20 protein-coding genes, 1 tRNA gene and 1 riboswitch are annotated in these 26,757 nt (G+C 71.3%); of the genes, 17 read left to right on the plus strand and 4 right to left on the minus strand.

What is annotated here, in order from left to right; genetic code table 11:
- Window positions 1-48: 48 nt before the first annotated feature.
- Window positions 49-2,670: a YfhO family protein gene (locus ABT170_RS16850; protein ID WP_351868072.1), complete on the minus strand. Its 2,622-nt coding sequence runs from the start codon at window positions 2,668-2,670 to the stop codon at window positions 49-51.
- A gap of 123 nt (window positions 2,671-2,793) precedes the next feature.
- Here ABT170_RS16850 and ABT170_RS16855 point away from each other — a divergent pair, with 123 nt between their 5' ends.
- The 14 genes from ABT170_RS16855 to ABT170_RS16920 all read left to right on the plus strand — a co-directional run bounded on the left by ABT170_RS16855 (window position 2,794) and on the right by ABT170_RS16920 (window position 19,710).
- The gene (locus ABT170_RS16855; protein ID WP_351868075.1) at window positions 2,794-3,756 is read left to right on the plus strand and encodes a glycosyltransferase family 2 protein; all 963 of its coding nucleotides are present in this window, start codon (window positions 2,794-2,796) and stop codon (window positions 3,754-3,756) included.
- 53 nt (window positions 3,757-3,809) lie between these two features.
- Complete coding sequence (locus ABT170_RS16860) at window positions 3,810-4,214, plus strand: GtrA family protein (RefSeq protein WP_329943928.1); 405 nt, start codon at window positions 3,810-3,812, stop codon at window positions 4,212-4,214.
- Between the two features lie 139 nt (window positions 4,215-4,353).
- Window positions 4,354-5,007: a SurA N-terminal domain-containing protein gene (locus tag ABT170_RS16865; protein WP_329943735.1), complete on the plus strand. Its 654-nt coding sequence runs from the start codon at window positions 4,354-4,356 to the stop codon at window positions 5,005-5,007.
- Between the two features lie 61 nt (window positions 5,008-5,068).
- Entirely contained in the window at window positions 5,069-6,103 is a 1,035-nt protein-coding gene (locus ABT170_RS16870) for a nucleoside triphosphate pyrophosphohydrolase (protein ID WP_351868079.1), read from the plus strand.
- 41 nt (window positions 6,104-6,144) lie between these two features.
- Window positions 6,145-8,559: a tetratricopeptide repeat protein gene (locus ABT170_RS16875; RefSeq protein ID WP_351868082.1), complete on the plus strand. Its 2,415-nt coding sequence runs from the start codon at window positions 6,145-6,147 to the stop codon at window positions 8,557-8,559.
- Entirely contained in the window at window positions 8,556-10,028 is a 1,473-nt protein-coding gene (locus ABT170_RS16880) for a cytochrome P450 family protein (protein WP_351868085.1), read from the plus strand. Before ABT170_RS16875 ends, ABT170_RS16880 begins: the two co-directional genes overlap by 4 nt.
- A 142-nt stretch (window positions 10,029-10,170) precedes the next feature.
- On the plus strand, window positions 10,171-11,142 hold the full coding sequence (locus tag ABT170_RS16885; protein ID WP_351868088.1) for a transglycosylase family protein: 972 nt from the start codon (window positions 10,171-10,173) through the stop codon (window positions 11,140-11,142).
- A gap of 290 nt (window positions 11,143-11,432) precedes the next feature.
- Window positions 11,433-11,613, plus strand: a riboswitch (cyclic di-AMP (ydaO/yuaA leader).
- Window positions 11,614-11,616: 3 nt separating this feature from the next.
- Window positions 11,617-12,351: a transglycosylase family protein gene (locus tag ABT170_RS16890; protein WP_351868091.1), complete on the plus strand. Its 735-nt coding sequence runs from the start codon at window positions 11,617-11,619 to the stop codon at window positions 12,349-12,351.
- 355 nt (window positions 12,352-12,706) lie between these two features.
- A complete protein-coding gene (gene eno / locus ABT170_RS16895) occupies window positions 12,707-13,987 on the plus strand; it encodes a phosphopyruvate hydratase (RefSeq protein WP_329943729.1) in 1,281 nt (426 codons plus the stop codon).
- Window positions 13,988-14,112: 125 nt separating this feature from the next.
- On the plus strand, window positions 14,113-14,583 hold the full coding sequence (locus ABT170_RS16900; RefSeq protein WP_329943728.1) for an FtsB family cell division protein: 471 nt from the start codon (window positions 14,113-14,115) through the stop codon (window positions 14,581-14,583).
- A gap of 84 nt (window positions 14,584-14,667) precedes the next feature.
- Entirely contained in the window at window positions 14,668-15,225 is a 558-nt protein-coding gene (locus ABT170_RS16905; protein WP_351868094.1) for a DUF501 domain-containing protein, read from the plus strand.
- Window positions 15,222-16,172, plus strand: coding sequence for a Ppx/GppA phosphatase family protein (locus ABT170_RS16910; RefSeq protein ID WP_329943726.1), 951 nt, complete (start codon window positions 15,222-15,224; stop codon window positions 16,170-16,172). The genes ABT170_RS16905 and ABT170_RS16910 overlap by 4 nt, the downstream gene beginning before the upstream one ends.
- 464 nt (window positions 16,173-16,636) lie before the next feature.
- Window positions 16,637-18,022: an NAD(P)/FAD-dependent oxidoreductase gene (locus ABT170_RS16915; protein ID WP_266931676.1), complete on the plus strand. Its 1,386-nt coding sequence runs from the start codon at window positions 16,637-16,639 to the stop codon at window positions 18,020-18,022.
- 374 nt (window positions 18,023-18,396) lie between these two features.
- Window positions 18,397-19,710 carry a class I SAM-dependent methyltransferase gene (locus ABT170_RS16920; protein ID WP_351868099.1) on the plus strand — a complete coding sequence of 438 codons (1,314 nt, stop codon included), beginning with the start codon at window positions 18,397-18,399 and terminating at the stop codon, window positions 19,708-19,710.
- 118 nt (window positions 19,711-19,828) lie between these two features.
- On the opposite strand, the gene ABT170_RS16925 is transcribed toward ABT170_RS16920, so the two are convergent.
- Window positions 19,829-22,357 carry an ABC transporter permease gene (locus ABT170_RS16925; protein ID WP_329943724.1) on the minus strand — a complete coding sequence of 843 codons (2,529 nt, stop codon included), beginning with the start codon at window positions 22,355-22,357 and terminating at the stop codon, window positions 19,829-19,831.
- 55 nt (window positions 22,358-22,412) lie between these two features.
- Window positions 22,413-23,183, minus strand: coding sequence for an ABC transporter ATP-binding protein (locus ABT170_RS16930; protein WP_266931673.1), 771 nt, complete (start codon window positions 23,181-23,183; stop codon window positions 22,413-22,415).
- 477 nt (window positions 23,184-23,660) lie between these two features.
- Here ABT170_RS16930 and ABT170_RS16935 point away from each other — a divergent pair.
- The 3 genes from ABT170_RS16935 (at window position 23,661) to ABT170_RS16945 (ending at window position 25,293) form a co-directional block, all read left to right on the plus strand.
- Window positions 23,661-23,746: transfer RNA gene (locus tag ABT170_RS16935), tRNA-Leu, on the plus strand.
- 150 nt (window positions 23,747-23,896) lie between these two features.
- Entirely contained in the window at window positions 23,897-24,784 is an 888-nt protein-coding gene (locus ABT170_RS16940; RefSeq protein WP_266931672.1) for a Bax inhibitor-1/YccA family protein, read from the plus strand.
- Window positions 24,785-24,975: 191 nt separating this feature from the next.
- On the plus strand, window positions 24,976-25,293 hold the full coding sequence (locus tag ABT170_RS16945) for a hypothetical protein (RefSeq protein WP_329943723.1): 318 nt from the start codon (window positions 24,976-24,978) through the stop codon (window positions 25,291-25,293).
- A 25-nt stretch (window positions 25,294-25,318) separates the two neighbouring features.
- Here ABT170_RS16945 and ABT170_RS16950 read toward each other — a convergent pair whose 3' ends face one another.
- Window positions 25,319-26,185 (minus strand): hypothetical protein, encoded by an 867-nt coding sequence (locus ABT170_RS16950; protein WP_329943722.1) that lies wholly within the window; start codon window positions 26,183-26,185, stop codon window positions 25,319-25,321.
- Between the last annotated feature and the right edge of the window lie 572 nt (window positions 26,186-26,757).

Consider the following 26,757-nt stretch of genomic DNA (forward strand, 5'->3'; position numbering starts at 1 on the left):
CCCGGGCCCCGGTTCCCGCTCCTGCTCCGGAACCCCGGCCCCGGTGGCTCAGGAGCGACCGCGCAGCCGGGCCGCCGCCCGGCGCGCACCCGGCCGCCCCGCTGCCGCCGTCGCCAGCAGCACGAGCAGTGCGACCGCCCCCGCGGCGCCCCCCGCGCGCAGCCCCGGCGGCCGGAACGTGCAGCTGACCGACGTGGCACCGGCGGGTACGGGCGCGGCGACCAGCCCCAGGTGGGCACCGGCCGGCCGGCCGTCGCAGCGCCACCCGGCGATCCGGGGCGCGGCCAGCACGGCGGTTCCCGCGGTGCCGGGCGGGAGTTCGGCCCGTACGCCGTCGCCGTCGACATGGACGGAGGTCGCCCCGGTGCGCGTCAGGGCGGTCACGGCCGTGGCCAGCCGGGTGCGGTCCAGGCAGCCGATGGCGGAGTGCGGCACGGTCCCGTCCCGCTCGGGCCGCAGGGTGACCCGCACGGGAACGCCCCCGGCCGCGCTACCGGCCCGGTGTCCGGCCGCGCTGCCGACCGGGCCCGAAGGCGCGCCCCCGGCCGGTCCCGCCGGTGTGCCGAGCCGCTCCATCGCCGCGCTCCGCGCGGGCAACTGCCCCTGGAGCCGCACTCCTCGCGTGTCCGCCAGCGCGGCGCGCCCGAACAGGTCCGGCGCCCACAGGTACACCTCGCCTCCGGCCGGGCAGCGGGCGCTCAGGGTGTACGTACCGCCGCGCTCCACCCGGTAGGCCCCCGCCCCGCCGCGCCCCGCCGTACCGGCGGTCCCCGGCCCCGGTGTCCCCGTGGCTCCCGCCGCGTCCCGCAGCGCCGTCGCCGGGACCGTGTAGACGGTGGTGCCGAGCAGCAGCTCCTGGTTCCGGAACGGGGAGGCGCCGTACGCCGGCGCACGGCCGGAGACCGGTCCGCGTACGGTCACCAGGGGCGGCACCTGAGCCCGGGTCACTGTCGGGGGCCGGCCGTCGCGCGGGTTCCACGGCTGATGCGGGTCGGGGGGCGTACGCAGGCGCGCCCCGACCGAGAACACCGCGTCGGTGACCGGGTTGTCGAGGCTCTGGACGGCGCGGCCCCGTGATGTCCAGCCACCGCCGAGGGCCCGCATCGTGCGGGTCAGGACGTCCGGCGTGTGGCTGCTGTAGTACGCGCCGCCCTGACCGCCGACCACCAGCGGGTCGTTGGCGGTGGTCGGCTCGCGGCCCGGGTCGGTGCGGTAGCGCGGCCAGCCGTCGGCCCCGTCCACCGTCCGGGCCTGCGCGCTCTGCCGTGCGCCCCAGGGCGCGTAGTCGTCGAGCCGTACGAGGCGCTGCTGGTCGGCGTACGCGGTCGTGGCGGCGGCCTGCCCGGCCTGTGCGCCGACCAGCAGCAGCACGGCCGGCAGGGCGTACCACCCCCGCCCGCCCCCCTGGGCCCGCCGGACCAGCGTCACGGCGGCCCCCGCCGCCAGCAGTCCCGCGGCGAACAGCGGATACGTCCACCGGGTGACCAGACCGCTCGACGAGGCCGCCACCGCGACCGCCGCGACGACCGCGCCCCCGCCGAGCAGGGCGCGCCACCCCGGCCAGTCGTACGACACCGCGATCCAGGCGGCGATCACGAGGAACCCGGCCAGGACGAACGTCTGCCGGTAGGGGCTCCCGTTCGGCGTCGCGAAGGCGTGCCAGAGGAGATGCGTCGGTCCCCACTGCAAGGACAGCGCCACGAGCGCCACCAGTCCCGTCCAGGCCCACCGCTCGCGGTGCGGCACGGACCGCTGGAAGGCGAGCGCGCAGGCCAGCAGCAGGGTGCCGGTGCCCAGGAAGAGCGCGGGGGTGAAGAAGCCGTACGTGGCGGGAAGCAGCCGGGCCAGGACATCGGGCCAGGCCGCGGGGGCGAAGGGGCGCGTCCAGCCGGGGTAGGCGTGTTTCGTGCCGAGGTAGACGGGAAGCAGGACGGGCGCGGCGAGCCCGATCCCGAGGGTCACCGTCCCGGCTGCCCGCAGCAGCCCCCGTACCGCCGTGCGCCGGTCCCGTGACTCGGTCACCAGCCGCACCACCAGTACCAAGGCCGCCCCGAGGGTCGCCATATAGGCCGTATAGAAGTTGGCGGTCCACATCACGGCCACGACCAGCGGCGCCGCCACCCGGTGCCGTCCCGTCCGCGCCCACTCCGCGGCCAGGCACAGCAGCGGCAGCGCGACGAGACCGTCCAGCCACATCGGGTTGTACGAGGCCTCGGCGACCGACCAGCCGCACAGGGCGTAGGAGGCGCCCAGCGCCCCGGCCGCCCACCAGCGTCCGCCGCGCAGGGCCGGCAGCAGGAACGCCATGGCGGCGGCGGCCGAGGCCATCTTCAGCACGGTCACGAGGTAGAGGGCCAGATCGACGCGGTCGCGCGGGAAGACCCCGACGAGCAGGGCGAACGGGCTCGTCAGATAGGTGCCGAGGTCCGGCAGGAAGCTCGTCCCGAACCCCGACTGCCAGTTGAGGAGCACCCCGCCGTCGGCCTGCCCGTGCAGCAGGTCCCACAGCCGGGTGTGGAACGGCACGAACTGGTTGCCCAGGTCATTGACGCTGCGGGTGCGCGGTCCGAAGGGGAAGCTGCGGGCCGCGGCGTCGCCCGCGCACACGGCGGCGACGGTGACCAGCGCGGCGAGAGCGCAGGCCGAGGCGCGGGGGCGGGAGTTCGGCATGCGGAGAAATATGCCAGCGTCGAACGATCAACTCCCTGACGAATTGGGCCAGTTCATTCGATCGACGCCCATTGGCCATGTGGAGCATCGGGTTCCGACATCCGGGCGGGTTGATGTACTTCCGTGCTGATCTCGATAGTGGTGCCGTGTTTCAACGAGGAGCGAATCCTCGAACGCTTCCACGCACGTGTCACGGACGAAATGGCACGGCTGGGGCATGAATTCCAACTCGTCTATGTCGACGACGGGAGCGGGGACGCGACCCTGGAGATCCTGGAGGGGCTCGCCGCGGCGGACCCGCGCGCCCGCTATCTCTCCTTCAGCCGCAACTTCGGCAAGGAGGCGGCCATGCTCGCCGGCCTCCGGCACGCCGAGGGCGACGCCCTCGTCCTCATGGACGCCGACCTCCAGCACCCGCCGGAACTCATCGGCCGCATGCTGGAGGAGCACGCCGACGGCCACGACCAGGTGATCGCCCGCCGCACCCGCAAGGGCGACCGCGTGACCCGCACGGTCGCGGCCCGCGCCTACTACTGGCTGATCAACCGCCTCGTTGACGTGGAACTCGTCGACGGCGTGGGCGACTTCAGGCTGCTGTCCCGCCGCACCGTCGACGCCTTACTCGAACTCACCGAGTACAACCGCTTCTCCAAGGGGCTGTTCTCCTGGGTCGGCTTCCGCACGACGACGTTCAGCTACGAGAACGCCGTCCGTGAGCAGGGCCGTTCCGCCTGGACCTTCGGAAAGCTCCTCAACTACGGTCTCGACGGGCTGCTCTCCTTCAACAACAAGCCACTGCGCGCCGCGCTCTACCTGGGCCTGCTGCTGCTCTCCGTCGCGCTCGCGTACGCCACCTGGATCGTCGGCGTCGCGATGGTGCGGGGCGTCGACACCCCCGGCTATGTCACGCTCCTCGTCGTGGTCACCGCACTCGCCGGAGTGCAGATGGTGATGGTGGGAGTCGTCGGCGAATACGTGGGGCGTATTTACTACGAGGTGAAGCGCCGCCCGCACTTCCTGGTGAAGGCGTCCAATATCGGCACGCCACAGCAGCCGCACACCCCTCAGGAACTCCTACGCCGGTGAATCAGCCCCGAACACCCGTGGAACCCGTGCCGCTGAAAGGCGCCGCACAACGGATGCCGGTCATCGGGCAGCTGATCAGATTCGCCCTGGTCGGCGTCGTGAACACCGGCACCTACTACCTCTGCTACCTGGCGCTGCTGACCCGGCTGCCGTACATCGCCGCGCACGTCCTCGCCTTCGCGCTCTCCATGACCGGGTCCTTCTTCCTCAACTCCCGCTTCACCTACCGCACCCGTCCCACCTGGCGGAAGTTCCTGCTCTTCCCGCTCACCAACGCCGCCAACTTCCTCATCACGACCGGCGGTGTGTACGTCCTGGTCGGCCTGGCCGGGTTCAGCAGCCGCTACGCCCCGCTGGTCGCCGCCGCGGCCGCCATCCCGATCACGTTCGTCGTCTCCCGCGCGATCATGCTGCGGCCGGACCGGCGGCCGGGGCCCGCGGTCGAACGGATGCCCTGATCGGCCCCGTACCGGCCCCACATCCCCAACTCCTCCCGAATCGTTGGTCGAATCGGTGGCCCGAACCACATCCACTGCCTAACATCGATCACCGCAAGGCTTTGTGCACTGATGCACAAACTCTCCCCGGGAGGCTCCTTTGCACCGCCGTCGCACCGCGCTCTCCGTCTCCGCCGCACTGCTCGTCGCGGCACCGCTTCTCTCCGCCTGCGGCAGTCAGGCCCATCCCGGCGCCGCCGCCGTCGTCGGCGGGGACCGGATCGAGGTGTCGACGGTCCAGGCGCAGGCCGCTGACGTCCGCAGCGCCCAGCGGAGCTCGCCGCAGGCGGCCCAGCTGGTGAACAGGTCCGGACAGCTGGGCCGGGCCAAGCTGCACAGCCTGATCTTCGGCCAGATCCTGGACCGCGCCGCCGAGGACGCCGGGGTGAGCGTCAGCCGCAAGGAGATCCAGGAGGCACGCCTCGCGAGCGCCGCCCAGTCCGGGGGCGAGGAGCAGCTGAAGGCGATGATGCTCCAGCAGCGCTGGGTGGCCCCGGACCAGATCGACGGCGACATGCGCCGGGACGTCCAGCTGCCGAAGCTGGCCGAGGCCCTCGGAGCCGACCTCGGTTCCCCCGCCGGGCAGCAGGTCGTGGGCGAGGCCCTCACCAGGGCGTCGGAGGCCCTGGACATCGACGTCAACCCGCGCTTCGGCGCCTGGGACGACCAAAAGCTCCAGCTCGGCGACTACAAGGCGTCCTGGATCACCCAGGTCACCAAGGCCGAGGCGCCCGACCCGCAGGCCGGCGCCTGAGCCGCCCCGGGCGTTCGCGGTCGTCACGGGGCCTGTCGCGGGGCCGGGGTAGGTTCGAGGGGTGAACGCTGAAGCCCCCGGCGGCCCCGGCCGCATCGTCCTGCTCACCGCCAGCCACCGGGTCGCCCCCGGACTGCTGTCCTGGCCCGCGTGGCAGACGCTGCACGCCGCCGACCGCGTGCTCTGCGCCGAGCGGGACCACCCGCAGCTGCCCTATCTGCGCGAGGCCGGTGTCACGGCCGAGCACGCCGCCCCGACCGCCGAGGAGCTCGTCGCCGACTGCGCGGGCGGCCGGAGCGTGGTGGTGCTGGTCGGCGGCGAGGGCAACCGGCCGCTCACCGACGGACTGGCCCGTCTCGGCGGCTCGGGCCGGGTGGCGATGCCCGATCTGGAGCTGCTGCCCGGTTCGTACGACCTGCCGGGCGCCAGGCTCCTGGACGTGGTCGAGGTGATGGACCGGATCAGGCGCGCCTGCCCGTGGACCTCGCGCAAGACGCACGAGGGCCTCGCCAAGTACGCCATCGAGGAGGCGTACGAACTGGTCGAGGCGATCGAGGACGGTGACCGCGACGAACTGCGCGAGGAGCTCGGGGACGTCCTGCTCCAGGTCGTCTTCCACGCGCGGATCGCCGAGGAGGACCCCGAGGACCCGTTCGCCGTCGACGATGTCGCGGCCGGTCTCGTGGAGAAGCTGATCCACCGCCATCCGCACGTCTTCGGCGACGAGAGTGCCGAGACCCCGGAGGACGTCCGCGCGCACTGGCTGCGGACCAAGGCGATCGAGAAGCAGCGCGAATCGGTCACCGACGGCGTCCCTCTCGGCCAGCCCGGTCTGGCCCTCGCGGCCAAGCTCGGCAGCCGGGTCCGTACCGCCGGGCTCGAAGTCGCCCTGCCCACGGGCGAATCCACGGCTGAGTCCACGGGCGACACCACGGGTGATTCCACCGGCGGCTCCACCGGCGGCTCCATCGGATACGAACTGCTCGCCCTCGCCGTACGCGCCGAACGCGACGGCATCGACCCGGAGGCCGCCCTGCGCGCCGCCGCCCGTGCCTACCGCGACGCGATCGTGGCGGCGGAGCGCAACACCCGTTAGTACGGTGGTGCCAGGGCCGTTCGAGGTGTGGGGGACAGGGCGTGAGCGCGGAATTGGAATCGCTGGCCGATGACTTGATGCGGGTGATGGCGGGCGGGGAGTGGAAGCGGTTCCGCTCGGACGCCAAGCGTGTCCCGGGGAACGTCCTGGGCAACTTCGTGGTCAGGCTCGGCAGGATCAAGAACGTGCTGCTGGACGGTGACCCGGACTCGGTCGGGACGGCCTGGTCCATGGTGTTCCGAGAGGTCCTGGACCTGAACCGCAGGTTCCCCTCGGCCCTGTCCGTGCTGAGGGAGACGCTGCTCGCCTTCCCGGCGGGACCCGACGACGCGGTCCCCCTCCGCGAGGACGCCGTACGCCGCTCCTCGCCGGACGGCACGTCCGACGGCCCGGCGGTCGCGACCGGGGCGATCCACCAGGTGCGCGCCACCGGCGACAGCACCCCCTCCGGCGGCCACCGCTCCGACTTCCGGGACGGCGCGTTCACCGGCCCCGTCCAGGGCAATGGCGTACAGAACAACAACTACTTCGGACCGCACGCGTACCACGCCACGCCCCCGGTCACCGAGTGGCAGCAGCTCGGCCGGGCCGACCCGGTCGCCCTCGGCGTGCGGCGCAGCCGCAGGCTCCCCGAGGAGCCCGTCCTGCCCGTATATACGGGACGGGACTGCGACACGCGGCTGGGCGCGCTGGTCCGGGAGGCGGCCCGGTCCGGCGGGCTGGTCCTGGTGACCGGGGAGCCGCTGTCGGGGAAGACCAGGACGGCCTGGGCGGCGCTGTTCAGCAATCTCTCCGGCACGACGCGGATCTACGCGCCCCCGCACGGAACGGACCTGCGGGGCCTGCCCGCCGTCCTGCGCGAGCGGCACGGCGAGAACGCCGTCCTGTGGCTCGACGACCTGGAGGGCCACCTCGGCGAGAACGGCCTGAGCGCGGCGGTGCTCGCCGACCTCGTCGCGCGGGGCACACCGGTGATCGCCACGATGGGCGACGAGGCGTACGACACACACCGCTTCGGCACCCCCGCGAGTGCCCGGGTGCTGATCGGCGTGGAACCGGTCGAGCTGAGCCGCGAATGGAGCCTGGACGAGATGTCGAGGCTGGTCGAGAACATGTCCGACCGCCGGCTGGTGGGCGCGTACTACGCGGGCAACGACCGGGGCGTCACCGAGTACCTGGCCATCGGCCCCGAGCTCGCGGACGAATGGCGTCGCGCCCGCCGCGCCAACGCCCATCCGCGCGGACATCTGCTGGTGCGCGCCGCGATCGACCTGGCCCGCTGCGGGGCCGGCGACGATCTCGCGCTGGACGTGCTGCGCAGGGCGCACCGGTTGTACGGGGCGGAGTACGTCAGGGCCGAGCGGGAGAGCCTCGTGGACGCCCTCGCCTGGGCGTCCGGCGTCCGGCACGGGGTGACCGGAATGCTCGTGGCGGGCCGGGGCAGGAACACCTGGCGGGTCTACCACTCCCTGGTGGCGGACGCGCACGACCAGGCACCGGGCTTCGACTCCCCGGTGCCCCTGGAGATGTGGCCGCTCGCCCTGGAAGTGGTGCGCGGTGTCAGCATGCTCCGCGACGACATCCACCGGCGGGCCCACGCGGCGCTGGAGCCGGACGCGGACGGTGATCCGGACATCCTGATGGTGCTCGGCCGGATCGACCGGGAGTACGGCGACGAGGCCGCCTCGGAGCGCTGGTTCCGCGACGCGGCGGACGCGGGCAGCACCGAGGCCGCCGCCCTGGTGGGGAAGGCGCTGGCCGCCCGGGACGAGGCGGTGGAGGCGATCCCGTATTTGGAGGCCGCGGCGGAGGCGGGCGACACGGAGGCACAGCGTGAGCTCGGCTCCGTACTGGCCGAACGCGCGGAGTTCTGGCTGACCGAGGCCGCGGAGGCGGGCGACGGCCCGGCGGCACAGCGGCTGGGCGACCTCCACCGGGGGCAGGGGCACACGGGTTCCGCCATGCAGTGGTACCTGAAGGCGGCCGCGTGCGGGCAGGAGGCCAATGTCGCGTGGCAGGTCGGCTCGCTGCTCCACGACTGGGAGCAGCCGGAGGAGGCGGAGAAGTGGTACGGGAAGGCCGTCGCGCAGGGCGACGCCAGGGCGATGAACAATCTGGCGCTGATCCGTGACGAGGCGGGCGCCAAGGAGGAGGCGGAACGCCTCTACCGGCAGGCCGCGGAGGCCGGGAACTCCAGTGCGGCCTGCAACGTCGGCCATCTGCTGCAGGGCCGGGGAAAGACGGAGGAGGCGCGGCACTGGTTCGAGCTGAGCCATGGGATGGACGACTACAACGCGGCCTACGCGCTCGCGGTGATGCTGGAGGACGAGGGCAACGAGGCCGAGGCCGAGGAGTGGTTCGGCAAGGCCGTCGAGGCCGGACACCACTGTGCCGAGCAGGCGCTCGCCGATCTGCGGGCGGCCCGTGAGGAGGGGCCGGATAACGTCGAGGGGTGAACGCCAGCCCCGCCGAGCCCCCCGCCGACGCCCCCGCGCCCGCGCACTCCGACGCCCCTGAGCCCCCCGCCGACGCCCCCGCGCACTCCGACGCAGCCGAGCCCCCCGCCGACGCCTCCGCGCCCGCCCCCGTCTGCCCGTACGCCCCCGACGCCTCCGACGCCTCCGGAGACGCCGCCCCCGCGCCCGCGCCGCCCGCCCCCGAACTCTTCACCTGGGAGTTCGCCACCGACCCGTACCCCGCCTACGCATGGCTCCGCGAGCACAGCCCCGTGCACCGCACGACGCTGCCCAGCGGGGTCGAGGCCTGGCTCGTGACGCGGTACGCGGACGCCAAGCAGGCTCTCGCCGACTCCCGGCTCTCCAAGAACCCGGCGCACCACGCCGAGCCGGCGCACGCCAAGGGGAAGACGGGCATCCCGGGGGAGCGCAAGGCGGAGCTGATGACGCATCTGCTGAACATCGACCCGCCGGACCACACCCGGCTGCGCCGGCTCGTCTCCAAGGCGTTCACTCCGCGCCGGGTCGCGGAGTTCGCGCCGCGCGTGCAGGAGCTGACGGACCGCCTCATCGACAACTTCATCGAGGAGGGGAAGGCCGACCTCATCCATGACTTCGCCTTCCCGCTCCCCATCTACGCCATCTGCGATCTGCTGGGCGTTCCGCGTGAGGACCAGGACGACTTCCGGGACTGGGCGGGCATGATGATCCGCCACGGCGGCGGGCCGCGCGGCGGGGTGGCCCGGTCGGTCAAGAAGATGCGCGGCTATCTCGCGGAACTGATCCACCGGAAGCGGGAGGGCCTGGGGGCCGGGGGCGAGGACGACGACCTGATCTCGGGACTGATCCGGGCGAGCGACCACGGAGAGCACCTCACCGAGAACGAGGCCGCCGCGATGGCCTTCATCCTTCTCTTCGCCGGATTCGAGACCACGGTCAACCTCATCGGGAACGGCACGTACGCCCTGCTGCGCCACCCGGAACAGCGGGCGCTCCTCGATCGCGCGCTCGACGCGGGGGACACGGAGCTGCTGGCCACGGGCGTCGAGGAACTGCTGCGGTACGACGGGCCGGTGGAGCTGGCCACCTGGCGCTTCGCGACCGGGGCGCTGACGCTCGGGGGGCAGGACATCGCCGCGGGCGAACCCGTGCTCGTCGTGCTCGCCGCGGCCGACCGGGACCCGGAACGGTTCGAGGACCCGGACACGCTCGACCTCGCACGGCGTGACAATCAGCACCTCGGTTATGGGCACGGCATCCACTACTGCCTGGGAGCACCGCTCGCCCGGCTGGAGGGGCAGGCCGCGATCGCGACGCTGCTGAGACGCCTTCCGGAGCTGCGACTTGCGGGAGAACCGACCGATTTGCGGTGGCGTGGAGGTCTCATCATGCGTGGACTGCGCACGCTGCCGGTGGAGTTCGAGCCGGGGCGGCGGCGCGACGGAAGTGACGCTGCGTCAACTCTGTGACTTTCACGTGATCTGCGCTGCATCGACTTGTGACACACGTTCGAGTCCCGCTAGGTTCACCGTTCAACGCCTCGAACGGGGCGTCACGTGATTCGCCGGTCACCTCAGTACCCACCAGTCAGTCGCACGGAAGGCAAATCCCATGGGCTCCGCGAACGGCAGACACCGCCGCCCTCGCCAGGCACCCGCCATCGTCGTCGCCGCGGGCGTGACGGGATCGGCCATCGCGATCCCGCTGCTCGGCGCGGCCGGTGCGCACGCCGCCGAGGCCTCGACCTGGGACCGGGTCGCGGAGTGCGAGAGCGGCGGCATGTGGAGCGCCGACCTCGGCAACGGCTTCTACGGCGGGCTCCAGTTCTCGCAGGACACCTGGTCCGCGTACGGCGGCACGGCGTTCGCGCCCCGGGCCGACCTCGCCAGCCGCTCGCAGCAGATCGCCGTGGCGGAGAAGGTCCTGGGCGACCGGGGCCCGAAGGCCTGGCCCAGTTGCGCGGTGATCTCCGGACTCGCGACGGACAGCTCGCTGCCGGGCGTCGACCCCGGGGCCGCCCCCTCCGCCGGCCCTTCGGACGCGGCGCCGGCGGACGGAGCGTCGGACGGCGGGACGGACGGGACGGCGGACGAAGCCGGCGGCAATGGCGCGCCGGCCGGGAACGACGCCTCCGGCGAGGCGGCCGACCCCTCGTCGAGCCCTTCCGCGCCGCCCGCGAGCGCTTCCCCGAAGGCGTCCGCACCCGGGGGCTCCGCGGCACCTGACGCCCCGAAGGGCGCGGACGGCACCGGCGGCAAGCACCGCGGTACGCCGGCCCCCGAGGAGAGCCGGGCCGCGGACCGGGACGGCGGGCGCGAGTCCGGCCGGCATGCCTCGCGCGGCGAGGGCGAGGCGCGCGAGGGCGGTACGGCACCCGTCGGCGGCGACTACACCGTCCGGCCGGGCGACAGTCTCTGGGCGATTGCTGACGCACAGAAACTCCCCGGCGGATGGACCGCGCTGTACGAGGCGAACAAGGATGCCGTCGGCGTGGACCCGGACCTGATCCTGCCCGGCCAGAGCCTTGACCTGGGCCCGGGAACGGCCCCCTCCGGCGATGTCGAAGGCGCCACCGCCAACTGATCCAATTCGGGAAAACGCCCCGAAATCCGGGGCAGTTCAGAGGCCTATGTCCACTTATGCGTAAGTGAGACATGGGTCTCTTTGCTTCAACTGGCGTGTCTGGTCCGCCGGGTCCGCCCACATCGCCCCCGACCTGCGGAAACGTTCCCCCGCTGATGGCAAGTAAGGCCTGATTGGCCGGTATGTCCATCTTTGAATGTGGGGGTTGCCTGTGTTTACGGTCGGAACCGCTCGCACCGCGGGCCCCGTCGACCGTCACGCCGAATCCTGCCGTCGGTCGAAGGGAACAGACGCGTAAAGCGCCGTAGGCAGGAGCGGGGGACCCAGGTAAGCGCCGGGCCCGGTCGACTCGTCCCGTACGAGAGCGATCAGGACCGGCTTGGGGTGGAGTCGCGTGCTAGGACACGCGGCCGGGCAACTCACTTGGCCCGAACCCGACAGCTCACCTCGTAGGCGTCGGTGAGGAGAAGTTCCATGCTGCGTAACAGCAAGGGCAAGCACCGCCGCCCGTCCAAGGCCGTCCGTGTCGCCACGCTCGCCGGTGTCGCCGGTGCCGCCGTCGCCGTCCCGCTGATGGGCGCGACCGGCGCCTCCGCCGCCTCCGTCTCCACCTGGGACGCCGTCGCCCAGTGCGAGTCCGGTGGCAACTGGTCCATCAACACCGGCAACGGCTACTACGGCGGTCTGCAGTTCTCGCAGTCCAGCTGGGCGGCCGCCGGCGGTACGCAGTACGCCGCCCGTGCCGACCTGGCCACCAAGGCCCAGCAGATCGCCACCGCCGAGAAGCTCCTCGACATGCAGGGCCCCGGTGCCTGGGCCTGCGCCGGTGCCGGCGGGCTGACCAACGACGGTGTGGACCCGGGTGTCGACACCGGCTCCGGCCAGGCCGAGCAGGAGCAGGCGCAGCCGAAGCAGCAGGCCCAGCCGAAGCAGCAGGAGCGCCAGGCCGAGCAGCCCGCCTCCCGCGGCGAGCAGCGCACCGCCCCGGCCGCGCCCAAGGCCGAGTCCGCCAAGACCGTGACGACCCCGACCGGTCAGAAGGTCCAGAAGGGCGACGGCGAGTACAAGGTGAAGTCCGGCGACACCCTCAGCAAGATCGCTGAGAAGGAAGGCGTCAAGGGCGGCTGGCAGAAGGTCTTCAAGCTCAACGGCGACATCATCCAGGACGCCGACCTGATCTTCCCGGGCCAGCAGCTCCACCTGAAGTAGTCCCGCCCGGCCCGGAGCGCCCCCGCTCCGGCCGGAGCGGCTCACGGCTTCTCCTCCCTCCCGAGGGGGACGTCCGGCGGCATCTCCCTCGGCTCCGCCCCCGGCCCGGCGCGCTCACCCCCGTGCGCGCCGGGCCGGGGTGTTTTGACTGTGCGGCCGGCTCCGTGCGTTCAACTTCTGTAGTTACCGGTCAGTAAATTTCTTGACCTTTCTCCCGTTATGCGGGCCCTTGGGTCCTTTTTCGTCCCAGGAGACGGGCGGTCGGCCGCCCGACGGGGCCGAGCCGGTTAGGCTCGTGTCGCAAGGCCACAGTGACCCTGCACAACCAGCGTCATATCCCAGAAGGAGATGCCTCGTGCCGTCCATCGACGTCGTCGTAGCCAGGGAAATCCTCGACTCCCGGGGCAACCCCACGGTCGAGGTCGAGGTTGGCCTCGACGACGGCAGCACGGGACGTGCTGCTGTTCCGTCCGGCGCCTCCACCGGTGCGTTCGAGGCCATTGAGCTTCGCGACGGTGACCCCAACCGCTACCAGGGCAAGGGCGTCGAGAAGGCCGTCCTCGCCGTCATCGAGCAGATCGGCCCGGAGCTCGTCGGTTACGACGCCACCGAGCAGCGCCTCATCGACCAGGCGATGTTCGACCTGGACGCGACCGAGAACAAGGCCTCGCTCGGCGCCAACGCCATCCTCGGTGTCTCGCTGGCCGTCGCCCACGCCGCGTCCGAGGCGTCCGACCTGCCGCTCTTCCGCTACCTCGGCGGCCCGAACGCGCACCTGCTGCCCGTTCCGATGATGAACATCCTGAACGGCGGCTCGCACGCCGACTCCAACGTGGACATCCAGGAGTTCATGATCGCCCCGATCGGCGCGGAGTCCTTCTCCGAGGCCCTGCGCTGGGGCGCGGAGGTCTACCACACCCTGAAGAAGGTCCTGAAGACCAAGGGCCTGTCCACCGGACTCGGCGACGAGGGCGGCTTCGCCCCGAACCTGGAGTCCAACCGCGCCGCCCTGGACCTCATCGTCGAGGCCATCAAGGAGGCCGGTTACGTCCCCGGCCGCGACATCGCGCTCGCGCTCGACGTCGCCGCGTCCGAGTTCTACAAGGACGGCAGCTACGAGTTCGAGGGCAAGTCCCGCTCGGCCGCCGAGATGACCGAGTACTACGAGGAGCTCGTCTCCGCGTACCCGCTGGTCTCCATCGAGGACCCGCTGTACGAGGACGACTGGGCCGGCTGGAAGGTCATCACCGACAAGCTCGGCGCCAAGGTGCAGATCGTCGGCGACGACCTCTTCGTCACCAACCCGGAGCGTCTGGCCCGCGGCATCGAGGAGGGCTCCGCCAACGCCCTGCTCGTCAAGGTCAACCAGATCGGTTCGCTGACCGAGACCCTGGACGCCGTCGAGCTGGCCCAGCGCAACGGCTTCAAGTGCATGATGTCGCACCGTTCCGGTGAGACCGAGGACGTCACCATCGCCGACCTCGCCGTCGCCGTGAACTGCGGCCAGATCAAGACCGGCGCCCCGGCCCGCTCGGACCGTGTCGCCAAGTACAACCAGCTGCTGCGCATCGAGGAGATCCTCGACGACGCCGCGGTGTACGCGGGCCGCTCGGCGTTCCCGCGCTTCAAGGGCTGACATCCCGGCACCCGGGGGCCGGTCACCGGCCCTTCGGTGGTTCGGTGCACCAGCCTCCGTCCGTCCCCGCACTCGGTCCCGTACCGTGTGCGGGGACGGACGTGCGTAATGGGGAGGCGGGAGACATGGCCGGGAAGGACCGCGACCGGTTCTCCACCGCGACCAGGCTGCGACTGCTCGGCGAGCAGACCGCGGCCCGCGTCTACCGTTCCCAGAACCGCCGGCAGGCCCGCCGCTCCCGGCTCACCGGCCGGGCCGCCTTCCTGGCCCTGGTCGTCTGTTCCCTGGTCGTCGCGCTCGCGTACCCCATGCGGCAGTACGTCTCCCAGCGCGACGACATCGCCGACCAGGAGCGGCTCTCCCAGGAGGCCGGCCGGCGCACCGAGGAGCTGCGCGACGAGAAGGCGCGGCTCCAGGACGACGCGTACATCATGCGGCTGGCCCGGGAACACCTCCATTACGTACTCCCCGGGGAGACCGGCTACACCGTGGCCGACCCCGACGCGGCCGAGGACCGCCGCGGAGAGCCGGGAGCGGCGGACCGCCCCTGGCACTCGAACCTCTGGGACGGCGTGGACAGCGCCGACCGCGACTGACCCGCACCCCTGAGCAGCACCGTCGAGCAGAGCCTTCAAGCAGCGTCTTGTCGAGCAGAACCTTCGAGCAGAACCAAGGCAGGCATGGAAACGCCCCCTCCGCAGACCGAGTCCACCAAGCCCACCGACGCGGACATCGCCGCGTTCGAGCAGCAGCTCGGCCGCCCGCCGCGCGGTCTGCGGGCCATCGCGCACCGGTGCCCGTGCGGCAATCCGGACGTGGTCGAGACGCAGCCCCGTCTGGAGGACGGCACGCCGTTCCCGACGACGTACTACCTCACCTGTCCGCGTGCGGCGTCGGCGATCGGGACGCTGGAGGCCAACGGGGTCATGAAGGAGATGACCGAGCGTCTCGGGTCGGACCCCGAGCTGGCGGCGGCCTACCGCCGGGCGCACGAGGACTACATCGCCCGCCGTGACGCCATCGAGGTCCTGGAGGGCTTCCCCAGCGCGGGCGGCATGCCGGACCGGGTGAAGTGCCTGCACGTCCTGGTCGGCCACTCGCTGGCCGCGGGCCCCGGGGTGAACCCGCTGGGCGACGAGGCGATCGCGATGCTGCCCGAGTGGTGGGCGAAGGGCGCGTGCGTCACACCGTGCGAGGCGTCCGGGGCGGACGGCGCCGACGGGGGGACGGGCCGGTGACCCGGGTCGCCGCCGTCGACTGCGGTACGAACTCCATCCGTCTGCTCGTCGCCGACGCGGACCCCGCCACCGGCGAGATCGTCGAGCTCGACCGGCGGATGCAGATCGTCCGCCTCGGCCAGGGCGTCGACCGGACCGGCAGGCTCGCCCCGGACGCGCTGGAACGCACCTTCGCGGCCTGCCGCGAGTACGCGGCGGTGATCAAGGAGCTCGGCGCCGAACGCGTCCGCTTCGTCGCCACCTCCGCCTCGCGCGACGCCGAGAACAGCGACGAGTTCGTCACCGGTGTCCTGGACATCCTGGGCGTCGAGCCGGAGGTGATCAGCGGGGACCAGGAGGCGGAGCTCTCCTTCACCGGCGCCACGAAGGAACTGGTCGGCGGCGACCACTTCGCCAAGCCCTATCTCGTGGTGGACATCGGCGGCGGCTCCACGGAGTTCGTCCTCGGGGACGACGAGGTCCGCGCGGCCCGTTCCGTGGACATCGGCTGCGTCCGGATGACGGAGCGCCACCTCGTGCACGAGGGCGCCGTCGTCGACCCGCCCACGCTCGGCCGGATCGCCGCGATCCGCGCGGACATCGGCGCGGCCCTGGACCTCGCGGAGGAGACCGTGCCGCTCGGCGGGGCCGCCACGCTCGTCGGCCTGGCCGGCACGGTCACCACGGTGGCGGCGATCGCCCTGGGGCTCACGGAGTACGACTCCGCCGCGATCCACCACTCCCGGATCCCGTTCGAGCGGGTCGAGGAGATCACCGGACGCCTGCTCGCCTCGACGCACGAGGAGCGCGCCGCGATTCCCGCGATGCACCCGGGCCGGGTCGATGTGATCACCGCCGGAGCGCTCGTCCTGCTCGCCGTGATGAAGCGGACCGGCGCCCGGGAGGTCGTCGTCAGCGAGCACGACATCCTGGACGGCATCGCGTGGTCGGCCGCGTCCGGCCGCTGAGCCCGGCGCCCGCCCCGTACACCTGCTCACGCCCTCCCGCGCGGTCTGCTCATACGCATTCCCGTCTGCACCTTTGAGCCGCGAAGGGGTCCCCGGAAGCCCTTCCGGGGACCCCTTCGGGGGTGCGCCGCGACCAAGTTCGTGAACTTCTTCACAAGGAATTCGGCCCTGTTGGACGCAGTTCGGCGCCCAAGGGGCCGTGCAGGTGGTCCGCGGTGCCCCGCGGTGGGTGTGCGGGCATGTTCCGGGGGTGTTGCGCGCGGATGAATCAGGGCCCTGGTTACCCCTGTGCGGACGGTCAAGGGCCAGCTCACAAGCGGTGAACAACGTTCGCCGCCGACGTGTGGTTCCCCTGTGAAGCCATGACCTCGGTCACGCGGGCGGCGAAGTGTAGCAGAGGTGACTCCGAACCTTGTGAAGGGGCTCACGAGCCCCCCCTGTGAGGGGGGTGGATACTCGATGGCATGAGCACCACGGAGCGTCCCAGGATCCTCGTTGTAGGCGGTGGGTACGTAGGCCTGTACGCAGCTCGACGCATTCTCAAGAAGATGCGCTACGGAGAGGCGACCGTCACGGTCGTCGACCCGCGCTCGTACATGACGTACCAGCCCTTCCTCCCCGAAGCTGCTGCCGGCAGCATCTCGCCTCGGCATGTCGTCGTCCCGCTGCGACGCGTGCTGCCCAAGGCCGAGGTTCTCACCGGTCGCGTCACGACCATTGACCAGGACCGCAAGGTCGCCACGGTCGCGCCGCTCGTCGGCGAGGCCTACGAGCTGCCATTCGACTACCTGGTCATCGCGATGGGCGCGGTCTCCCGTACCTTCCCGATCCCCGGCCTCGCCGAGCAGGGCATCGGAATGAAGGGCATCGAGGAGTCCATCGGCCTGCGCAACCACGTCCTGGAGCAGCTGGACAAGGCCGACTCCACGACCGATGAGGACGTCCGCCGCAAGGCGCTGACGTTCGTCTTCGTGGGCGGCGGTTTCGCCGGTGCGGAGACCATCGGCGAGGTCGAGGACATGGCCCGCGACGCGGCGAAGTACTACACGAACGTGAAGCGCGAGGACATGCGCTTCATCCTCGTCGACGCCGCGGACAAGATCCTTCCCGAGGTCGGCCCGAAGCTGGGCGCCTACGGCAAGGAGCACCTGGAGAGCCGCGGTGTGGAGATCTACCTCTCCACCTCCATGGACTCCTGCGTGGACGGCCGTGTCGTGCTGAAGAACGGCCTTGAGGTCGACTCCAGCACCATCGTGTGGACGGCCGGTGTGAAGCCGAACCCGGCGCTGGCCCGCTTCGGTCTGCCGCTCGGCCCGCGCGGCCACGTGGACACCTCCGAGAAGCTCCAGGTGCAGGGCACCGACTACATCTGGGCCGCCGGCGACAACGCACAGGTTCCGGACCTGGTCGGCCGCAAGGCCGGCAACCCGAACGCCTGGTGCCCGCCCAACGCCCAGCACGCGCTGCGTCAGGCCAAGGTCCTCGGCGACAACGTCATCTCCGGCATGCGGGGCTTCCCGCAGAAGGAGTACAGCCACGCCAACAAGGGTGCGGTCGCCGGTCTCGGCCTGCACAAGGGCGTCGCGATGATCGTCATGGGCAAGGTGAAGATCAAGCTCAAGGGCCGTCTCGCCTGGTACATGCACCGCGGCTACCACGGCATGGCGATGCCGACCTGGAACCGGAAGATCCGGATCTTCGCCGACTGGACCCTGGCGATGTTCCTCAAGCGCGAGGTCGTCTCCCTCGGTGCGATGGAGACGCCGCGCGAGGAGTTCTACGAGGCGGCCAAGCCGGCTCCGGCCCCGGCCGCCGCCAAGGCCGAGGGCGAGAAGGCCAAGGCCTCCTAGTGCCCTTCCCGGCAGGTTCCGCCCCGTAGCGGGCGGACACCGCCGGGCGCGGCACCGGCTCCACCGGTTCCGGTCCGCCGGACCCTCTCGCACGATGCCCGAAGGGGCCGTCCGCCATCCGTGGTGCGGACGGCCCCTTCGGCATGTCCGGACGCCGTCCCGGGGCCTGGGCCGGTGACGGTCCTGACACGTGTATATGCGTGCTGCGTACACGCGCTTTGCCGATCCGTTGCCCTGTAGCGGGATGGCCCGCGCTCCGGAGACAGTTGACGCAGGTGTATCTCGTCGCGGCACCGAGGTGTCGTGAGGGGGTCAAGGGCATGGTTATGCGAATTTTGGCATGTTTGGGAAACACCACCACGGAGGTGTGCGCCATGGCAGACGCCGCATCGCGGCTGACCGCTCTCGCCGAAGAGTTGCTGGGAGAACCCCTACCGGTCCGCATCCGGGCCTGGGACGGCAGCGAATCCGGCCCGCCGGGTGCCCCCGCCCTGGTGATCCGGCACCGCCGGGCTCTGCGCAGGCTCCTGTGGAAGCCGGGCGAGCTGGGTCTGGCCCGCGCCTGGGTGGCCGGTGAGATCGATGTCGACGGCAACCTGTACGAGGCCCTGGACCACCTCGCCGCCCTGCTGTGGGAGCGCGACGTGGACGCCAAGGCCTCCCTGCACCCGGTCCGCGACCCGAAGGTCCGGTCGTTCGCCCGCGGGCTCGTCGAACTGGCCGGCCCCTGGCCCCCGCCGGCCCCGCCCGCCGAGGAGGTCCGCCGCCGTACCGGTGCCATACACACCAAGCGGCGCGACAAGAGGGCCATCAGCCACCACTACGACGTCGGCAACGACTTCTACGAACTGGTCCTCGGCCCGTCCATGGTCTACTCCTGCGCCTACTGGGACGAGGGCAGCACCCTGGAGGAGGCCCAGCGCGACAAGCTCGACCTGGTCTGCCGCAAGCTCGCGCTGAAGGAGGGCGACCGTCTCCTGGACGTCGGCTGCGGCTGGGGCTCCATGGCCATCCACGCGGCCCGTGAGTACGGCGCCCGGGTCACCGGGGTGACCCTCTCCACCGAACAGGCCGCGTACGCCAGGAAGCGCATCGCGGGGGAGGGGCTGACCGACCGGATCGAGATCCGGGTCCAGGACTACCGGGACGTCAGGGACGGTCCGTACGACGCCATCTCCTCGATCGGGATGGCCGAGCACGTCGGCTCCGTCCGCTACCGCGAGTACGCCGACGACCTCTACGCGCTCCTGCGGCCCGGCGGCCGGCTCCTCAACCACCAGATCGCCCGCCGCCCGGAGAAGGACGAGGACGCCTACCGCATCGACGAGTTCATCGACGCGTACGTCTTCCCCGACGGCGAACTCGCCCCGGTGGGCCGGACGACCGTCACCCTTGAGGAGGCCGGGTTCGAGGTCCGCGACGTCGAGGCCATCCGCGAGCACTACGCGCTCACCCTGCGCCGCTGGGTGGCCAACCTGGAGGAGCACTGGGAGCGGGCGGTACGGGCCACCTCGCCCGGACGGGCCAGGGTCTGGCGGCTCTACATGGCCGCCTCCGCGCTCTCCTTCGAGCACAACAAGATCGGCGTCAACCAGATCCTCGTGGTCCGGCCGGAGGAGGACGGCGCCGTCCGCATGCCGTTGCGCTCCCGTGAGTGGACGGCCGCGGCCGGGGGCCGAGGCCGCTGAGGCCCGCGTACGGAACGGCCGGCCCGGCGGCCCGTACGGAGACGGAAAAGGGGGAGGGGCCGGTGACCGCGTCGCGCGGTCACCGGCCCCTCCCTTCCGCCGGGGTCCCCGGCGGGTGCTACTCGGTCTTGATCGCCGTCAGCATGTTCAGCTTGGCGGCGCTGCGGGCCGGCCACAGCGAGGCCAGCACGCCCACCAGACCGGCGAGCACGAGGAACAGCGCGAGGCGGTCCCACGGGATGACCAGGCTGTAGTTGGGGATCTCGGAGGCCAGGGTCCGGCCGATGGCCCAGCCCAGGAACGTACCGAGCGCGACGCCGATCACCGCGCCGAAGACCGAGATGACCACGGCCTCCAGACGGATCATGCGCTTGACCCGGCCCCGGTCGAGACCGATCGCCCGCAGCATGCCGATCTCCTGCTGACGCTCGAACACCGACATCGCCAGGGTGTTGATGACACCCAGCACCGCGATGATCAGGGCCATCGCCAGCAGCCCGTACATGATGTTCAGCGCGATGTTGACGAAGCCGCCGAACATGTCCCGGATGTCGTCCTGGTCCATGATGCTCATCGCCGGGTTGTCACCCAGCGCGTCCACCAGGGCCTGCTCATTGGCCTGGGTGCCGCCGCCGTCCATCTTGAGCCAGATCTCGCGGATGTCCGCCAGCGGGGTGTGCTTGTTGACGATGTCCTTCGGCAGCAGGAACGGCGAGAGGAATTCGTTCTCCTCGTAGAGGGCGCCGATCTTCAGCTCGCCCTTCTTCTCGTCCTCGAACTTCACCGCGACGGTGTCGCCGGTCTTCCAGCCGTTCGACTTCGCGGTCTTGCTGCCGACCGCGATCTCGCCGTCGTTCAGCGAGCCCAGCGAGCCGGAGACCGTCTTCAGCGAGAAGAGCTTCTCGACAGCACCGGGGGTCACTCCGGAGGCCGAGTGGTAGTCCTCACCGATCCACAGCGAGGAGGCCTGCTGCGGGGAGACCGCGGTGACCCCGTCGGCCTTCTCCAGGGCGCTGAGCGCCGACTGGTCCAGCGGGTCACCGCTGGCCATCGAGACCATGTAGTCGGCCTTGATGTTGTCCGTCGTCATCCGGTCGACCGCCTGGCCGAGCGTGACGCCGAGCACCGAGATCCCGGTGACGAGGGTCAGCCCGATCGCCAGCGCGGAGGCCGTGGCTCCGGTACGCCGGGGGTTACGGACGGAGTTCTGCGCGGCCAGCTTCCCGGAGACGCCGAACAGCTTCATCAGCAGCGGTCGCACCAGCGCGATCACCGGCCGCGACAGCAGCGGGATGAGCACGATGACGGCGATCAGGGCGAAGAAGGCGCCGGCCGCGACGGTGTAGCGGCCGTTCGTGCCGCCCGAGGAGGCCCCCGCGACGATGGCCGCCGCGCCGATCAGGCCGAGCACGCCGCCGATCGAGTTCCGTACGACCAGGGACTTGGTGGTGGCCACCGCGTGCACACTGCTCATCGCCGCCACCGGCGCGATCTTCGCGGCCCGGCGGGCGGGCAGCCAGGCGGCGAGCACGGTGATCACGATGCCGACCGTGAAGGCCGCGGCGACCGCGGTCGGGGAGACGACCAGCGGGCCGGCCGGGATCTTCCCGCCGAGCAGGCTCATCGCGGAGCGCAGACCGATGGCGAGGCCGAGACCCAGTACGAAGCCGATCACCGAGGCGATCGCGCCGACCACGGCCGCTTCGAGCAGGACGGAACGCTTCACCTGGCTGCGGGAGGCGCCGACGGCCCGCATCAGGGCCAGTTCCTTGGTGCGCTGCGCCACCAGCATGGTGAAGGTGTTGGCGATCAGGAAGATGCCGACGAAGAGGGCGATGCCGGCGAAGGCGAGCAGCATCCCGTTGAGGGCCCCGAGGCCGCTCTCGATCTGCTCGGCCTGCTCGTCGGCGAGCTCGGCGCCGGTCTGGGCGGAGGCGTCCTTGGGCAGCAGCGGCTTCACCGCCGACAGCAGCTTCTGGTCCGAGGCGCCGGCCTCGGCGGCCACGGTGACGTCCCTGAAGACGCCGGGCTTGAGGTAGAGCTTCTGCGCGGAGGCCGTGTCGAACAGGACCAGGCTGCCGCCCGCGTTGACCGCGCCGTCCTCGGTGGTGAAGACACCGGAGAGGGTGTACTCCTTCACCGGCCCGTTGGTGGCGACCCGCACCGGGTCGCCGACGCTGTACTCGCCCTTGCGCGCGGTGTCCTTGTCCAGGGCGATGGTGCCGTCCTTCGCCGGGCCGTCGCCCTCGGTGAAGGTGTACGCGGCGTCCTTGCCGTCCTTGCCGGGGGCGAAGTTGGCCCCGGTGTTGGACCAGCCGTTGCCGATGAGCTTGCCGTCCGGGTCGGCGACCCCGGCGAAGCCCGAGACCCGGCCGGTGGCGCTCGCCACGCCGTCCAGGTCCTCGATCTTCTTCAGGGTGGCGTCGTCGATGCCTTGGGCCTTCTCGTCGCGCTGGTCGGCGTAGGTGCTGACGGCGACGGCGACGTTGTCGTAGCTCTTGGCCGACTGGTTGCGGAAGGCGTTGCCGAGGGTGTCGGTGAAGACGAGGGTGCCGGAGACGAAGGCTACGCCGAGCATGACGGCGAGCACGGTCATCAGCAGCCTGGCCTTGTGCGCGAGCACATTGCGCAGGGCGGTACGGAACATGTCTGTAGTCCTGGGATGGGTTCCGGAAGGGGGACGGGGGCGGCAGCCGGTTACGTCAGCTGGTGCGGCCCTTCGCGTCGAACGCCTTCATCCGGTCGAGGACCCCGTCCGCGGTGGGGTGCAGCATCTGGTCGACGATCGCGCCGTCCGCGAGGAAGATCACCCGGTCCGCGTAGGAGGCGGCCACGGGGTCGTGGGTCACCATCACCACGGTCTGGCCGAGCTCGCGCACCGAGTTGCGCAGGAAGCCGAGGACCTCGGCGCCGGAGCGGGAGTCCAGGTTTCCGGTCGGCTCGTCGCCGAAGATGATCTCGGGCTGCGAGGCCAGGGCGCGGGCCACGGCGACACGCTGCTGCTGGCCGCCGGAGAGCTCGGTCGGCCGGTGCTTCAGCCGCTCGGACAGCCCCACCATGTCGATGACCTTCTGCAGCCACGCGGCGTCGGGCTTGCGGCCCGCGATGTCCATCGGGAGGGTGATGTTCTCCAGCGCGGTCAGCGTCGGCAGCAGGTTGAACGCCTGGAAGATGAAACCGATCTTGTCCCGGCGCAGCTGGGTGAGCTGCTTGTCCTTGAGGGAGCCCAGCTCGGTCTCGCCGATGCGGACGGAGCCGCTGCTGAAGCTGTCGAGACCCGCCACGCAGTGCATCAGCGTCGACTTGCCGGAGCCCGAGGGGCCCATGATCGCGGTGAACTCGCCCTGCGGGAAGTCCACGGTCACCCGGTCGAGGGCGACCACCTGGGTCTCACCCTGCCCGTAGACCTTCGACAGCTCCGTGGCGCGGGCAGCCACCGCGGTGGCGCGGTGAACGGTGGGGGTGGTGATCACAGGGACGCTCCTGATGAGGTGATGCGGGGTTCCTTCGGGGACACCTCCATCGTCCTGGCCGTACGGCCGCCGGGCGTCAGCCCCCGTACCCGTTCCTGTGGCCGTCTTGAGTCGCACCGACGGGGTGGCGGCGTCCTCCTGGGGTATGACACCGACCCTGAGCCGGACCATGGAAGGGCTCCGGGGGCGGCCCGTGGACCGGGCCCGCGGAGACCGTCGGACCGAAGGGGTGGCGGAGCCCTGGCGGAGCATGGCGCGCCCCTGGCGCATTGGGCCGTACGAGTGCGGCGACTTTCCGTCATTCCCACACGGTGGGCTACCGGCCCGTCACCCCGGGCGGGCGTGTGGTCAGCGCGCCCAGATGTGCTGACGGACCCTCAAAAGGTCAATAAAATAAGACAACATCGAGCCACGGTTCCGCTGATCGGGGGACGGCCCCGGATAGGGTCATGTGCCAACGCGGAGCCGCGCGCCAAGGCCCGGATGGTGGAACGCAGACACGGCGAGCTTAAACCTCGCTGCCCCTCGGGGGCGTGCCGGTTCGAGTCCGGCTCCGGGCACCACCACCACCGCCGTCGGTGGGCGCGCCGGGCGACCGCAGAATACTTCAGCGATCAACTTCCATAAAGATCCTCCCCGGGCACTAGGGTGATTCCTTTGCCCACCCATTACTCTTGTCGCAAGGCCACGCAGTGTGGCCATGGAGGAGAGCAATGAGGAGCAGCAACCCGGTCTTCTCGCGACGGGGGTTCAGCCGCGACAACGGTTCCGCCGGCTTCAACACGGCGCCGCAGGCCGGGGCCCCCGCAGCGGGAACCAACCCGTACGCGCAGGGCACCGCCGCCAACCCGTACGCGACCAACCCCTACGCGCAGCAGGACGTCCAGTACGGCGCCCCGCAGGCGCCCGCGCGCTCCGGCGCGATGACGATCGACGACGTCGTCACCCGTACGGCGATGACGCTGGGCACCGTCGTCCTCGGCGCCGCGCTCTCCTGGGCGCTGCTGCCGGTCGACGAGGCGAACCTCGGCAAGTCCTACGGCATCGCGATCGGCGCCGCCCTCGTGGCGTTCGTCCTGTCGCTCGTGCAGTCCTTCAAGCGCAAGCCGGTCCCGGCGCTGATCCTCGCGTACGCCGCCTTCGAGGGTGTCTTCCTCGGTGTGATCTCCAGCGCGGTCAGCACCTACATCGGCCCCGGCACGGTGATGCAGGCGGTGATGGGCACCATGTGTGTCTTCGCCGGTGTGCTCATCGCGTACAAGATGCGCTGGATCCGCGTCACCCGCCGCTTCTACGGCTTCGTGATGGCCGCGGCCATGGGCTTCGTGCTCCTGATGATGGTCAACCTGCTGTTCTCGGTGTTCGGCGGCGGTGACGGCCTCGGCTTCCGCAGCGGCGGCCTCGGCATCCTCTTCGGTGTCATCGGCATCATCCTCGGCGCGTGCTTCCTGGCCCTGGACTTCAAGCAGGTCGAGGACGGCGTCGCCTTCGGCGCACCGCGCGAGGAGTCCTGGCTGGCGGCCTTCGGCCTCACCATGACCCTGGTGTGGATCTACCTGGAGATGCTGCGTCTGCTGTCCATCCTCAACGGGGACGACTGACCGCGGCGCGGAACTCCCGTACGCATCGGAACGGCCCGCAGGCTCACCGCCTGCGGGCCGTTCCGTTCTCCGCGGCGGTGCGGATCGCCGTGGCGGTGCGGGGCCGGCCGGAGACTCGGGACCGGTGTGCCGGGGGATCCGGAGCCCGGCCCGTTGGCAACCGTCCGGGAAGGGCGCGTAGGGTCGGCCGGGTGCTCGATACGACGCCCCTGACCGCTGCCGTGGACCGATTCGCCGACCGTCTGCGGGCCGCCCCGCAGAGCCTGCTCCAGCGCGGCGCGGCGGCCGAGGCGCTGGCCGCCGCCAGGGAACTGGCCGTACGGGCCCAGCGCATCGAGCGCCCCGGCCGGGAGCCGTACCTCGTGCCGGACGCCGGGATGTTCGTCGTCGGTGATCAGCTCACCGTGGCGGGACGCGATCTGGCCGTGGCACTGGTAACGGCCCCGTCCGCGGAGCTGGACGAGGCCGTGCGATACGTGGAAGAGGCGGCGGCGCGGGCGTTCGCGTAGGGAACCCGCGCCGTGTGCGAGCCCGTCAGAACGAGGCGATGACGCGGTCCGCGAGGATGTAGACGTTGTCCTCGCCGCACGAGAACGTCAGCGCGTAGGCACCGGAGACACCGGAGCCGCCCAGCAGCACCGGCCGCCGGCCCGCCCGCAGCGCGTCGGCGAGGCGTTCCGCCGTCTCACGGTGGCCCGGGGTCATACAGAGCGTGGTGCCGTCGGCGAAGACATACACATCGAGCGTGCCCAGCGGTCCGGGGCGTACGTCGGTGAGCGCGGTGGCGGTGTCGGCGAGCTCCTCCAGACGGCTCACGGTGCGCTCGTGGTCGGTGACGACGGGGGTCTGTACGGGGACGAAGTCGGGGTGCGAGGGATGACGGCGGCGGGCCGCGGCGAGCTCGGGGGAGTCGTCGGCGAACTCCGCGATCTCGGGCAGGTCGCTGAGGTCGGCCGACTCGTACTCGGCGGACGGCCGCTCGCTCAGGGCCGCCAGCTCCTCCAGCGCCTCGGTGGCCTCCAGGTCCATCGCCTCAAGGCCGGCGAAGTCCGCCTGGCGGGGGAGGAAGAAGGGGGAGTCGTCGCCGAGCGCGTTCAGTCCGCCCAGCAGGGACGGGGCGTCGGCCGCGTCGCGGGCTTCCTGGGCGGCCCAGAAGGCCCGCGCCTCGGCGAGCTCGCGCTCCCGCTCCTCGGCGAGGGCTTCGGAGACGGCCGCGCGTATCTCCTCGGCCGGAGTGACGGTGCTGCGGGTCTGCGGTGGCACGGTCGCGTCGAGGGTCCGGCCCTCGGACAGCTCCGTGCGCAGGGCCGCGACCTGCTTGCGCAGCCCGTGAGCGGCGTGCAGGGCAGCGGCGCCGACGGCCGTGGCAGCGGCGGTGGTCAGCAACAGGGCAAATGACATGGCGCTCACTGACATACTCCCGGTTTCAATCGATCCCCCGACTTCCTACATCAGCTTGGCCCGTACTCGCGCGTGCTGTCAGTGCATTACGTCACGAAATGGACAGGTCTTTCGACCTGGGGTTTAACCCCAAAAGTGCTGTGACCTGCATAAATGACTCTCCCCCGGGACGCAGATCACATCCTGGGGGAGATTCGGTCACGGTCCGGGCTCGGACCGGTTCAGCAGCGGCGATCTGAGGGAAGGGCGACCGGCCGGTGACGCGCTGTGCCTCGGGCGGCCCCGGCTCAGCCGCTCAGCCGCTCGGTGTTGATGGTCGCGTTCGCTTCGGCTGCGCTGCGGGCAGGTGCCGCCCTCGTACCTCGGACGACCCCTGCCCTCCGCTGCGCCTCAGCTCAGCCGCTCGGTGTCGATGGTCGCGTTCGCTTCGGCTGCGCTGCGGGCAGGTGCCGCCCTCGTACCTCGGACGACCCCTACCCTCCGCTGCGCCTCAGCTCAGCCGCTCGGTGTCGATGGTCGCGTTCGCTTCGGCTGCGCTGCGGGCAGGTGCCGCCCTCGTACCTCGGACGACC

Origin of the sequence: Streptomyces sp. NPDC001787 (assembly GCF_040297465.1) — a bacterium.
Taxonomy (GTDB): domain Bacteria; phylum Actinomycetota; class Actinomycetes; order Streptomycetales; family Streptomycetaceae; genus Streptomyces.